The following is a 12,805-nucleotide window of genomic DNA, read 5'->3' on the forward strand; positions in this document are numbered from 1 at the left end:
GGAATGCGCTGCCGGCTCGTGGCCGCGGCCGTGGCGCTCCTGGTGCTGGTCCCGTTGGTGGTATGGAATCTGCCCTTGTCACCCGCGGATCATACTTACGAAGTCAGGACCGGGACCAGCGTACGCGAGCTCGCCAGGGAACTCTATGCCGACGGAGTGCTGCCGGACCGCCATTCCCTGGTGCTGCTGGCGCTGCTGCGGGGCGATCAGCGGCGCATACGCGCCGGTGAATACCGTTTTAAATCCGGCATCAGCGAGTGGGGTATCCTTGACAAACTGGTGGCCGGCAAGTCGGTGACCTATCCATTCCTCATTCCAGAAGGGTGGACCTTCAAGGAAATCCTCGCGGCCATGGCTGGCGCTCACCGCCTGCAGCGGACCTTGACGGGCCTGTCCCCGAAGGAAATCATGGACAAGCTCGGCCATCCGGGAATGAACCCCGAAGGCCGCTTCTATCCCGACACCTACAAGTACACGGCGGAAACCACGGACCTTGCAATCCTGCGCCAGGCCTTCGACAAAATGCAGAAGGTCCTGGCCCGCGAATGGGCGGACCGCGATCCGGATCTTCCGTACAAGACCCCGTATGATGCCCTGATCATGGCTTCCATTGTCGAAAAAGAAACCGGAGCAGCCCGGGAGCGGCCCGAGATCGCCGGCGTTTTTATCAACCGCCTGCACAAGAGGATGCGCCTGCAAACCGACCCAACCGTGATCTACGGCATGGGTGATCGCTTTGACGGCAATCTGCGCAAACGCGATCTGCATCACGATACGCCCTACAACACCTACACCCGTGGCGGACTGCCGCCCACGCCCATTGCCATGCCAGGCGAAGCCGCAATCCACGCAAGCCTGCACCCGGCCAAAACGGGTGCGCTGTACTTCGTTTCGCGTGGTGACGGTACCCATGTATTTTCCGCAACCCTGGAAGAACACAACCGCGCCGTGGCCCGTTTTCAGAAGGCGCCGGCGCGCCGCGCCATCCATCATCCCCCCGACCGGAGACAGGACTAGTGAAACGCGGTTGGTTCATTACGCTCGAGGGCGGTGAAGGTGCCGGCAAGAGCAGTTGCATGCCGTACATACGAGAACACCTGGAGGCGACAGGGCATCGGGTGTTGATGACCCGTGAGCCCGGGGGCACAGCCCTGGGAGAACGGGTGCGCGAAATTCTGCTTCATCCGGATGGGGCGCCGATGCATGGCGATACCGAACTGCTGTTGATGTTCGCGGCCCGTGCGCAACACCTCGCGGAGGTGATTCTGCCTGCATTGGCCGCCGGTAGCGTGGTCCTGTGCGACCGCTTTACCGACGCGAGCTATGCCTATCAGGGCGGTGGCCGCGAGATCCCACTGGAACGCATCTCCGCACTGGAGACCTGGGTGCAAGGGGACCTGCGCCCCGATCTCACGCTCCTGTTTGATGTGCCGGTGGAGCAGGGCATTGCCCGGGCGAAAGGCCGCAGCGCGCCGGATCGATTCGAACAGGAAGACCTGGCCTTTCTGCAGCGGGTTCGCAAGGCCTACCGGGACATCGCCAGGCGGGAACCGGAGCGTGTTCGACTCGTGGATGCCAGCCGCGATCTTCCGGAGGTACAGGCACAGGTGCAGGAACACCTGAATACCTTGCTGGAGCGGCATGTCAGCTGATAGGGACATCCTGTATCCGTGGCTGTCAGGCCCGTGGCAGCGTCTGACCGGAGACCTGGAACGGGTATCCCATGCGATCCTTTTGTCCGGAACCGCGGGGCTGGGCAAGCGGGCCCTGGCGGGGGAGCTTGCCCACAGTCTGCTGTGCGACAAGCCTGTCGATGGCCACGCCTGTGGCCAGTGCAAGAGTTGTCAGCTGTTCGCGGCCGGTACCCATCCCGACCTGACCGTGGTTCAACCGGCAGAAGAGGGCAAATCCATTCCCGTCGACGACATCCGCGAACTGAACCGCTTTCTCTCCCTGACGGCCCATACGGCCCCGCGCAAGGTCGTGCTGTTGTCACCGGCGGAGACCATGACGTTGCAGGCAGCCAATGCGCTGCTGAAACAACTGGAGGAACCGCCTCCCGGAAATGTCCTGATACTCGTCAGCCACCAGAGCGACCGGCTGCCTGTCACCATACGTAGCCGCTGTACACGGGTGGAGCTGTCCCCACCGTCCCGGGAGCTTGGTGGGGCCTGGCTGGTGGAGCAGGGCGTGCCCGCGGAGGTGGCGCCCCTGCTGCTGCGCAACGCGGGGGACGCTCCCTTGCGGGCCCAGGCCCTGTGGTCCGGGGGGTTTCTGGAGCAGCGGGAACGGCTGATGGAGGGATTGGCGGGGCTCGCACGGCGGGGCGGCGACCCGGTCGCCTGTGGCGGGGACTGGCTGGAATCCGGGGCGCATACCTCCCTGGTCTGGTTCTACGGGCTGTTGCGTGATTTGCTTCGCGTCCGCTTTGATCGCGGCGCGGAAAAGGAGCTGGCCAACACCGATCTTCGCTCACGGCTGGCCCATGCCGCTGAAAAGATGCCCGCGGCTGCGATCGCAGAGCTCGCTGGCCGGGTTCAGGAGGGATTGCGCCTGCTCGGGAGCGGCGTGGACGAGCGCTTGCTAATTGAAGATATTCTGATACGCTGGAATAAGTCCAATTTGACCGCGAAGTAGACCAATTTCTATGGCTGGACCAGCGAATCCGACCCCCGCGGCCCGACCGGGCGCGCGACCCGGGGTTCTTTCATTGACGATCAAGGACAAGAACGCGCTCTACGCCGCGTACATGCCATATTTGAAGAATGGCGGCATCTTTGTCCCGAGCAACAAGTCCTACCAGCTTGGTACCGAGGTGTTCATGCTGCTGACCCTGGTCGACAGCAAGGAAAAGATCCCGGTGGCCGGCCACGTGGTATGGATCACTCCGGCAGGCGCCCAGGGCAACCGCGCTGCCGGCATTGGCGTCCAGTTCAGCGACAAGGATGCCGGAGCCGCCCGCAACAAGATCGAAACCTTGCTGGGCGGGGCCCTGAAATCCGAGCGACCAACGCATACGATGTAAACTGTGGTTCGCCTGGTCGATTCCCACTGCCACATCAATTTTGATCCCCTGGGCGAGGAAACCGAGGCCGTGCTGCGCCGCGCGCAGGAGCAGGGCGTCGGTCACATGTTATGCGTGTCGGTGAACCTCGAGGACTACCCCCAGGTCCGAGAGCTTGCCCGTGTCCATGACAATGTATTCGCCTCGGTGGGCGTACATCCAAATGAGCGCGAGGGCAGGGACCCGGCCAGTGAGGAACTCGTGGATCTGGCGCAGGATCCGTCCGTGGTCGCCATTGGCGAGACCGGCCTGGACTACTTCCGCACTGAAGGGGCCATGGACTGGCAGCACGACCGGTTTCGGAACCATATCCGCGCAGCCATCGCCGCGAAGAAGCCCTTGATCATTCACACACGGGATGCGGCCAGCGACACGATGGAGATTCTGCGCGAGGAGTCGGCCCGGGATGCCGGCGGGGTTATGCATTGCTTCGTCGAGGACTGGGACATTGCGACCCAGGCCCTGGACATAGGATTCTATATTTCCTTTTCCGGAATCGTGACCTTCAAGAACGCGGATGACTTGCGCGAGGTGGCGCGCAAGGTGCCCCGGGACCGCATTCTGGTGGAGACGGACTCACCGTACCTGGCGCCGGTTCCCTATCGTGGCAAAACCAATGAACCATCCTACGTGCGTTATGTAGCGGAAACCCTGGCAGACCTGCGCGATGAAGATATCTAGGATTTCTGCGGGCAGACCACCGACAACTTCTTCCGCCTGTTCTCCGACGCCGTGCCGGTCAGTTAGCGGCGATTTCAACCGCCGCGCGAAGTTCGTCCTGTGTGTTGTAGCAGTGGGGTGAGAAGCGTATCCCGCCGCCACGGGGCGCGCACATCACCTTGTTGTCCCGTAACAGCTGGTACAGCTCTTCCTGGCTTCGGTGGCGATGGGCGAACGTCACGATGCCGGCCACGCGACCGGGCGCGTGGGTCGATAGCGCGACCAGGTCCCGATGTCCTGCAATTTCCTCATACAGGAATTCACTGTTGGCAAGGATGCGAGACTCCACTATTTCGATTCCCACCTCGTTCAGCAGCGAGAGGCTTGCGGCAAGAATGTGAATCCCGAGCATATTGGGACTGCCACATTCAAAACGGCGCGCGTTGCTGGCCGGTTCCCATTCCTTGCGATCGAAATCATGGGCATGCTCGACCATGTGCCAGCCGAACTGGTGCAGGGTCAAGCGATCCCGCCATCGGGGCGAACAATAGAACACGGCAATCCCTTCGGGCCCGAGCATCCATTTGTGGGCATCGGCCGCGAGGAAGTCGATATGCATGGCCTGCACATCATGAGGGATAACACCGAGACCCTGTATGCCATCGACGCACAGGGCAATGCCCCGGCGGTGACATTCGTCACCAAGGCGGAGCAGATCCATGCGCAGCCCGCTGGCATACTCCACGGTGCTGATCGCCAGGAGACGGGTTCGGCCGTCACAGGCGGCCAGCAACGCGTCTTCCGGTTCGGTTCCCAGGGAGACCTGCCGGACCTCCACGCCGACCGGGGCCAGGGATTCCCAAACGATCCGGTTGGAAGGAAACTCCTCGTCGGAAATCACCACGTTGTCGCCGGATTTCCAGGGGAAGCCATGGGCAACGACGGACAGGCCTTCGGAGGTGTTCTTGAGAAAGGCAATGTCCCCGGCCTGTGCATTGAGCAGGGATGCCACGGTGCCGCGCAGCGCCTGTTCCGCCTCCGCCCAGGCAGGGTAGTTCAGCGATCCATGGGTAACGTTCTCGTCAGCGAATGCGGCAGCGGCGAGACCTGCCCGTCGTGGCCACGGCGCGACCGCGGCATGGTTCAGGTAGATTCCGTCCTGGCGCACCGGGAATTCCCCGGCAAGCAAACGTTCGACGGTTTCGCGTTGATCTGTTTGCGGGTGTGGTGCCATGGATCCGGTTTGCATCGACTCGAAAACCCAATGATCGCGCGTTCTCGGGTCGCTGCAAAACGCTGACGATATCGCAGCGGGGTCTGTTGTAGAAATAGGGAGTTTTCCCGGGAATCTGGAATAGTTCGGGGGGTATCTGGATATGCGTATAATGTATATTATGTAAAACGACACAGGACCCCGAACTGGGGGATCGCCCGGCATGCACACCCCTGCCGGCGCGCGGCGGCCCTTGAAATCTGGTATAAAAGTCTACCAGTAAGACCACAGAAGCCACGGTGAAACGGTCTTTCCCAGCGCGTTCACCGTAAAAAAGCCGTCGAATACGATGAATCTGACCCAGCCCCAGGACAAACATTTGCGGGCGCGCGTGAAGCTGCTCGGCATCGCCCTGGGCAACGTCCTGCGCACGCACGCCAGTGAAGGCGTGTACACGGCGGTCGAGACCCTGCGCAAGGGGTTTCTGCGGCTTCGCCAGGAGGAAAATCCCCGCCTCCGCGCCCGCCTGATGCGCGTGATCAGCACCATGGAGGCCGGCACGCTGACCGAGGTGGTTCGCGCCTACAGCATCTACTTCAGCCTGCTGAATATCGCGGAAGAGGAATTCCAGCATCGCCAGCGTCACCGCCAGCGCCAGCTCGGCGGACCGATGTGGACCGGATCTTTCGACGAGACCCTCACCGCATTCAATTATCAGGGCGTCGACCCCGAAGGCCTGCAATCGATCTTCGACGGTATGTTGTACATGCCGGTATTCACGGCCCACCCGACCGAGGCCCGCCGTCGCACCATCCAGCACACCCTGCGCCGGATTTTTGTGACCAGCGAGCAACTGGACGATACGCGCCTGCGCAAACGCGAGCGCGAGGAGATCATTGCCCAGTTGCAGACCCAGATACAGATCCTGTGGAAAACAAACGAGGTTCGCGTACAGCGCCCACAGGTTCGGGACGAGATCCGCAACGGCCTGTTCTATTTCCGCGAGTGCCTGTTCGAGGCCATTCCCGAGGTGTATCGCAACCTGAACAATTCCATCGCACGGGTCTACGGGCCGGATGCGAATGAACTCCGGATCCCCAGTTTTCTGCGCTTCGGTTCCTGGATCGGCGGGGATCGTGACGGCAATCCCAATGTCACGCCGGAAACAACCGAACTGGCCGTGCGGCTGCACACCCAGGAGATTCTCGAGGAATACCTTTCGCGCGTACACAACCTGAGTGAGGTCTTGTCGTTTTCCATTCGAATCTGCACACCACTTCCGGCCGTACTGCAGAAGATCGATGAAGGCGAAGCCTTTGTGTCGCAGGTATTCGGTGCGAACCCCGATCGTTTCCGTGAGGAACCCTATCGCCGTCTGTTGTACCTGATGCGCTATCGCCTGCAGCGTAATCTGGCTTGCGTCCAGGCACGGCTGCGGGGCGACCCGGCCCCCGACCCGGGCCCCGCCTATGCCCGGGAAGAGGAATTTCTCGAAGACCTGCGATTGATCCGCGAGTCGCTGGTCAGCCATGGCGATGCCAATGTGGCGGATCGCGAACTGGCGAATCTGATTCGTTTGGTCGAAACCTTCGGTTTCTACCTGGTGCATCTGGATATTCGACAGGAATCGTCCCGGCACAGCGCCGCCATCGATGAGTTGTTGCGCCAGGGCGGGGTCACGGAAAAGTATCTGGACCTGGACGAGCCGGCGCGCATGGATGTGCTCAGCCGCGTCCTGGAATCTCCGGAACCCGTTGGTTTCGACGCATCAAACATGAATCCGGAGACCAGGGAGACACTGGAGGTATTTCAGTCGGTTGCGCGGATGCGCAGGGAAGTCAGTGAGAGCGCGTTTGGCAACTATGTGATTTCCATGACCCATGCCGCCAGCCATGTCATGGAAGTGATGGTACTGGCGCGAACGGCAGATCTGGTCGGGCGTGACGATGGAACCTGGCGCTGCGCCATGGGTGTCGCCCCCCTGTTCGAAACCATCGAGGACCTGGCTCACATCGATCAGGTTTTGACCAGCCTGTATGACAACCCCGTCTACATGGGATTGTTGAAGGCCGCGGGTGGTCAACAGGAGATCATGCTCGGCTACTCCGATTCTGCCAAGGATGGAGGAATTCTGGCCTCCGGATGGAACCTGTACGAGGCACAGCGAAAGATCGTCGCCCTATCCGATCGCTACGGGGTTTCCTGCCGCCTGTTTCATGGCCGCGGCGGCACCATCGGTCGTGGGGGCGGGCCGACCCACGAATCCATTATTGCCCAGCCCCCTGACACGGTTCGGGGAACGATCAAGTTCACCGAACAGGGCGAGGTTCTGTCCTACCGCTACAGCAATGTGGAGACAGCACGATACGAACTGGCCATGGGTATCACTGGTTTGCTCAAGGCGAGTGGACCCACGGCGCCGTCGGCCGGGACCTACGAAAACTATCATTCGGTGATGGTGGAACTGGCAGCGGCCGGCGAGCAGGCCTATCGCAATCTCACGGATCGCACCCCGGGTTTTCTGGACTACTTCTACGAAACCACGCCGGTGAGCGAAGTCGGGCTGCTCAAAATCGGTTCGAGGCCTTCGCATCGGGCGAAGGGAGATCGCTCCAAGTCTTCCATTCGCGCGATACCATGGGTATTCGGCTGGGCCCAGTCCCGCCATACCCTCCCCGCCTGGTATGGAATTGGTTTCGCGCTGGAGCACTGGCGCGCCAACGATCCGGACCGCCTGGCGGTGCTTCGGGAGATGTATACCCACTGGCCCTTCTTCCGTTCTCTCCTCAGCAATACGCAAATGTCCCTGGCGAAGGCCGATATGGGCATTGCCGAGGAGTACGCCCTGTTGCTGCACGACAAGGCCTTGCGGGAGCACATTTTCGGGCGCATTCGCGAAGAGTACGAACGTACCCTGAACCAGGTCCTTGAAACCGCCGATATTCGCATCCTGCTGGAGGAGCTTCCGTCGCTGGCACTTTCCCTGTACCGTCGCAACCCGTACCTGGATCCCCTGAATCACATCCAGGTGGCTCTTCTGCGACGGGCACGCAACCCGGAGGCGGCCCCGGAAGAGCGGGAACGGTGGCTGGATCCCCTGCTCCGCTCGATCAACGCGATCGCTGCCGGGATGCGAAATACCGGATAGCATGGCCGGGTCTTGCGCGGGATCAATTCCGGCTTACCACCTCTTCCGGTAGGCTAGGCCCATGAATCAGGACCTCGCACGACAATTCCTCTTCGACATGAGTCTGGCACGGGCCTTCGAGCAGGCCAGTGCCCAGCAATATTCTGAAGGCAAGATCGGCGGCTTTTTACATCTGTACCCCGGGGAGGAAGCGGTGGCGGTTGGTGTGCTGCGGGCCGCGGATCCCGGCGACTATGTCGTCAGCACCTATCGCGAACACGTGCACGCCCTGGTCCGGGGAATCCCGGCCCGCGAGGTCATGGCTGAGCTCTTTGGGCGCTCTACCGGTTGTTCCGGCGGTTACGGCGGTTCCATGCACCTTTTCGACATCGGCCGCCGGTTTCTGGGTGGCTATGCCATCGTGGGCGAGACGTTTCCCGTTGCCATCGGTGCCGGCTACTGGTTACGCATGCGTGAGCAATCCGAGGCGGTGGTGTGTTTCTTCGGCGACGGTGCCGCCAACCAGGGGACGTTTCATGAGTCCCTGAATATGGCCGCCCTCTGGGAGCTGCCGGTGCTATTCGTATGCGAGAACAACCGCTATCAGATCGGGACCGAGATCCATCGGCATTCGGCACTCACGGAAGTGCATAGACGTGCCTGTGCCTACGGCATGGATGCCGAGCGGGTCGACGGCATGGACGTGGTTGCCGTGTATGAAGCCACGGACGCAGCACTTCGACACGTCCATGCCGGGAACGGACCCTACCTTCTGGAATGCGAGACCTATCGCTACCGGGGTCACTCCATGGCGGACAGTGGCGCCTATCGGCCGGAGGCGGAGCTGGCCGAGGAACGTGGGCGCGATCCGGTTTCCGGATTCCGCGACCGTGCACTGAAGCAAGGTTGGCTCGATGAGCGACAGGCCAGCCAGATCGAGTCCGAGGCGGATGCAGCCGTGCAGGATGCAGTGCAGTTTGCCGATGCCAGCCCTGCCCCCGACGACTTGCAGGCAAACGTGTACAGCAATCCACTTGATCTCTACAAGGGGCGCCCATGAGCCCGCGTCAGCACAATGACCAGGCCGGGCGTATCGCGCCCGCCCAGGCCCGTGAGGAACTCATGGTATGGGAAGCGCTGAATATTGCCCTGGACCGCGAAATGGACGCGGACGACAGTGTGTTTCTCCTGGGCGAGGACGTGGGCCTGTATGGCGGCAGCTACCGCGTCAGTCAGGGCCTGCTGGCCAAATACGGTGAGTGGCGTGTTCGCGATACACCCATCTCCGAGGGCAGCTTTACCGGACTCGGTGTCGGCGCCGCCCTGGTCGGCGGACGGCCAATCATCGAGATCATGACCGTGAACTTCTCGCTGTTGGCCCTGGATGCCCTGGTCAATATGGCGGCCAAATTGCGCTACATGTCCGGCGGACAGTTGCGGGTTCCCCTGGTGGCGCGCATGCCTGGAGGTGTCGCCCATCAGTTGGCCGCGCAACACTCGCAAAGACTGGAGCAGATGCTGATGAATGTGCCTGGCCTCAGGGTCGTGGCCCCCGGGACCCCACAGGACAGCTACTGGCACATGCGACAGGCAGTTCGCACGGATGATCCAATCGTCATCCTGGAGCATGAGCTGCTGTACTTTCACAAGGGACCGTTCGATCCGGACGCGAAACCCCCGCCCATGCACAGCGCCGCGATTCGCCGTCACGGCACGCAGGCAACAGTGATCGCATGGCACCGTATGGTGGAAGTGGCGCTGGAAGCGGCGGAGCGCCTGGCGGCGGATGGCATCGAAATCGAGGTGATCGATCTGCGCAGCCTGCGACCGATCGACCTGCCGACCCTGCAGGCCTCCGTACGGCGCACGGGTTGTGCCCTGGTGGTGGAAGAGGATGTGCGATTCGCCGGAGCCGGCGCCGAGATTGCCGCCGCCTTGGGCGAACGATGCTTTGGCGACCTGAATCAGCCGGTACGCCGCCTCGGGGCCGCCGATGCGCCGACGCCGTACGAAGCCGGGCTGGAATCGGCCTCCATTCCGGACCTCACGGCCGTGGTCAATGCCGTGCGCATGATGCTCGGCTCCTAGATTTCGCTACCAGGACAGCGAACCGGCGGCGATGGCCGCCCCGAGCAGACCCGGCGAGGGATGGGTGATCAAGGTGACCGAAATGTCGCGAAGTAAATCACTCATTCGCCCCTTGTCGACAAAGGCCTTCGCGAACCGTTGGTCCTCCAGCACGCGGGGAAGAATCTTGGGTGCGATACCACCGGCGACGTAAACCCCGCCGGTGGCCAGGCAGCTCAGGGCCAGGTTTCCGGCCTGGGCGCCATAGACATCCACGAACAGGTCCAGCGCCTGCAGCGCGACGGAATCACCATCATCCAGCGCACGGGAACTGATTTCCGCTGCCCCGAGCTCGGGTTCATTCATGCCGTTCAGAAACGCGTAAATGGTTTCGAGCCCCGGACCAGACACCACGCGCTCGTAACTCACATGTTTATGGCGTTGTTGCAGGTACTCCAGCATCTGTGCTTGCGTGTGGTTACGCGGGGCAAAGTCCACATGGCCACCCTCAGTAGGCAGGGCTCGCAGCGTGTCCTCATCCGGCAACAGGATCCCCTGCCCCAGGCCGGTGCCGGCGGCGATCAGCGCCCGTGCACCGGCCGGATCCGCCGTGCCGGATTGCAGGGATACCATTGCGTCCGCTCCCAGCGCCGGGATCGAGTAGGCAATTCCCGCCATGTCGTTGATAAGCTTCACCGGACCGATGCCGAATCGGCCAGCCAGCGACTGCGCATCCACGATCCACGGCAGGTTGGTGATTCGGGCCCGGTTCCCTGTGACCGGTCCGGCAACGGCGAGACAGGCTGCACCCGGTGCGCCAGCCCCTTCGAGGAATCCGGCAAGCATGGTTTCGATATCGGGATAATCGCTGGAGGAGAACTCGGCTTGGCGAATGAAACTGCAATGTGTTCCCTTCACGTCTGCCAGCGCCAATCGCGCGGTCGTGCCACCGAGATCAACCGCGAGAACAGTCACCGCGCCAGATCCCGACGGCCGGCATCGACGGAAGGAATCAGGTGCGCGTCAGCCATGGTGTCGTGCGTAGGTGGCAAAGAACTCGGCTTTGGCAATGATGTGGCCGCTCATGGCCCGTTCCAGGTCGTCGACATCATCGATTCCGGAATCGTCCAGCACGGTGTCCAGGGCATAGAGCTTGTGGAAATACCGGTGACGCCCGACAGGGGGACAAGGCCCGCTGTAGGCGTTTCGTTTCCCGCTGTTGGCGCCAACGCAGGTGCCGGCCGGCAGCAAGCGGGAGCTTTCGACCGCCTCAGGCAAACCGTTTTCCAGGGGCGGTATGTTGAACAACAACCAGTGTACCCAGGTCATGAGCGGCGCTGCAGGGTCAGGGGCATCCGGATCGGCGATGACAAGGACCAGGCTTTGTGTACCCTGCGGAACTCCGGACCATTCCAGGGCTGGAGAGATATTTTCCCCGTCGCAGGTGTACCGGCGCGGAATCTCGCCGCCGTGATCAAAGGCTTTCGACCATAGCTTCAGGCTCATACCTGTCCCTTCTTCCAGATATCCCTCCTTCGCGGCACCGGGATCTCTGGATCTCTCAATCAGGTCGATTGTACGGAAATCCGGGCGAGGATTTCGATATTTTGTTTGCGCCGAACGGGATCGGGATCGCTGGTAAAGGAAACCGTTTCGATCATTTCTACGTAAGCGCGTTCGAAGCCGTGGAAGCGGGCGCCCTGGAGTACGAATTCGCGATACCAGTCAAATGGAAGCAGGCTCTTGTCCACCCACGGATCCATGGCCTGATACAGAAAGGCCTCCATCTCCCCTTCCGGCGTCGACACGACCCGATCCATCGTGCGGTAGCCGGCTCCCTCGATCTGATCGAGAATTCGACACTCTGCAGCCGAGATTTCATAGATCGCTCCATACACCCGATGGGTCGGGTCGCCGGTACAGAAGGCATCGCATTTGCCCGACTGGTCCCCTCCCCGCTTGTGGAAACAAAGCTGGTGTTCGGGCAAGACCGCGGTAGTCAGGAGACTCGCTGAAGGGGTCCGGGCAAGCAGTCGCTCGGGAAGCAAATTGGAGCCATATGCGAAATACTTCACATCGCTATGGTAACAGTTGTCGCTTCGGCGTGCGTGCAATTGGCGAATAGACAAAGGCCCCGCCACAGAGCGGGGCCTTTGGGTTCGCCGGGCGATATCCGCAGACTAGCTGGAGGGTGCGTCAGTAGCCTCACCCTGGGTTTCCCCGGTGGCCGCCTGGATGCACTGTTCGATGTAGGCCTGAAGCTCCGCCGGATCTTCGATTCCTGCCGCCTGGGCATCGGCCTGGCATTGGGCGCGAACCTCATCCGTGTCGGCGCGCGCAGCCGGCAAGCTCGCCAGCAGCCCGCCAGTCACTACCGCAATAGCCAGACCGCGTACAAATGTGGATTTCATGGTCATGCTCCTCGAGCGTATGGGATTGGGCGGCCTTGTCGCGGGTCACCTTTCGGTTCGCGCGCCCGGTCTCGCCGCACGCTATTTAAACTGCGCCAAGTTCCCGGTAAAGCGAATTTATGTGATCATTACGATCGATTTGTTGCATGGAACCCGCCGCAGCTAGCGGGGATGTACAGCCCCTGATGCCGGTCGCCCCATGGATATCGAAATCCTGCGTACGTTTCTTGAGGTGAGCCGGACCCACCATTTCGGCCAGGCGG

General features: G+C 61.7%; 13 protein-coding genes. 8 read left to right on the forward strand and 5 right to left on the reverse strand.

All coding sequences use genetic code 11. From position 1 onward, the window contains the following. Window positions 1–3: 3 nt before the first annotated feature. The 5 genes from mltG to P8X48_09140 are packed head-to-tail and all read left to right on the forward strand — an operon-like array spanning window position 4 to window position 3,745. Window positions 4–1,017, forward strand: coding sequence for an endolytic transglycosylase MltG (gene mltG / locus P8X48_09120; protein ID MEJ2107474.1), 1,014 nt, complete (start codon window positions 4–6; stop codon window positions 1,015–1,017). Continuing rightward, complete coding sequence (gene tmk, locus P8X48_09125; protein ID MEJ2107475.1) at window positions 1,017–1,652, forward strand: dTMP kinase; 636 nt, start codon at window positions 1,017–1,019, stop codon at window positions 1,650–1,652. The genes mltG and tmk overlap by 1 nt, the downstream gene beginning before the upstream one ends. Beyond that, window positions 1,642–2,637, forward strand: coding sequence for a DNA polymerase III subunit delta' (locus tag P8X48_09130; GenBank protein ID MEJ2107476.1), 996 nt, complete (start codon window positions 1,642–1,644; stop codon window positions 2,635–2,637). The genes tmk and P8X48_09130 overlap by 11 nt, the downstream gene beginning before the upstream one ends. 10 nt (window positions 2,638–2,647) lie before the next feature. After that, window positions 2,648–3,025 (forward strand): PilZ domain-containing protein, encoded by a 378-nt coding sequence (locus P8X48_09135; protein ID MEJ2107477.1) that lies wholly within the window; start codon window positions 2,648–2,650, stop codon window positions 3,023–3,025. 3 nt (window positions 3,026–3,028) lie between these two features. Further along, window positions 3,029–3,745 carry a TatD family hydrolase gene (locus P8X48_09140; GenBank protein MEJ2107478.1) on the forward strand — a complete coding sequence of 239 codons (717 nt, stop codon included), beginning with the start codon at window positions 3,029–3,031 and terminating at the stop codon, window positions 3,743–3,745. 58 nt (window positions 3,746–3,803) lie between these two features. Here P8X48_09140 and P8X48_09145 read toward each other — a convergent pair whose 3' ends face one another. Beyond that, a complete protein-coding gene (locus P8X48_09145) occupies window positions 3,804–4,958 on the reverse strand; it encodes an aminotransferase class V-fold PLP-dependent enzyme (GenBank protein MEJ2107479.1) in 1,155 nt (384 codons plus the stop codon). A gap of 328 nt (window positions 4,959–5,286) precedes the next feature. On the opposite strand from P8X48_09145, the gene ppc reads away from it, so the two are divergent. From ppc to P8X48_09160, 3 genes are all read left to right on the forward strand, one after another. Next, window positions 5,287–8,085, forward strand: coding sequence for a phosphoenolpyruvate carboxylase (gene ppc / locus P8X48_09150; GenBank protein MEJ2107480.1), 2,799 nt, complete (start codon window positions 5,287–5,289; stop codon window positions 8,083–8,085). A 61-nt stretch (window positions 8,086–8,146) separates the two neighbouring features. Then, window positions 8,147–9,124, forward strand: a complete 978-nt coding sequence (gene pdhA / locus P8X48_09155; GenBank protein ID MEJ2107481.1) for a pyruvate dehydrogenase (acetyl-transferring) E1 component subunit alpha — start codon at window positions 8,147–8,149, stop codon at window positions 9,122–9,124. Then, window positions 9,121–10,152: a pyruvate dehydrogenase complex E1 component subunit beta gene (locus P8X48_09160; protein ID MEJ2107482.1), complete on the forward strand. Its 1,032-nt coding sequence runs from the start codon at window positions 9,121–9,123 to the stop codon at window positions 10,150–10,152. The genes pdhA and P8X48_09160 overlap by 4 nt, the downstream gene beginning before the upstream one ends. A gap of 6 nt (window positions 10,153–10,158) precedes the next feature. Here P8X48_09160 and glk read toward each other — a convergent pair whose 3' ends face one another. From glk to P8X48_09180, 4 genes are all read right to left on the reverse strand, one after another. Continuing rightward, complete coding sequence (gene glk, locus P8X48_09165; protein MEJ2107483.1) at window positions 10,159–11,106, reverse strand: glucokinase; 948 nt, start codon at window positions 11,104–11,106, stop codon at window positions 10,159–10,161. Window positions 11,107–11,154: 48 nt separating this feature from the next. Further along, the gene (locus tag P8X48_09170) at window positions 11,155–11,637 is read right to left on the reverse strand and encodes a YbhB/YbcL family Raf kinase inhibitor-like protein (protein ID MEJ2107484.1); all 483 of its coding nucleotides are present in this window, start codon (window positions 11,635–11,637) and stop codon (window positions 11,155–11,157) included. Between the two features lie 59 nt (window positions 11,638–11,696). Next, window positions 11,697–12,206 (reverse strand): gamma-glutamylcyclotransferase, encoded by a 510-nt coding sequence (locus P8X48_09175; GenBank protein MEJ2107485.1) that lies wholly within the window; start codon window positions 12,204–12,206, stop codon window positions 11,697–11,699. Window positions 12,207–12,311: 105 nt separating this feature from the next. Next, a complete protein-coding gene (locus tag P8X48_09180; GenBank protein MEJ2107486.1) occupies window positions 12,312–12,542 on the reverse strand; it encodes a hypothetical protein in 231 nt (76 codons plus the stop codon). Window positions 12,543–12,805: the final 263 nt, after the last annotated feature.

The organism is Acidiferrobacteraceae bacterium, assembly GCA_037388825.1.
Classification (GTDB): domain Bacteria; phylum Pseudomonadota; class Gammaproteobacteria; order Acidiferrobacterales; family JAJDNE01; genus JARRJV01.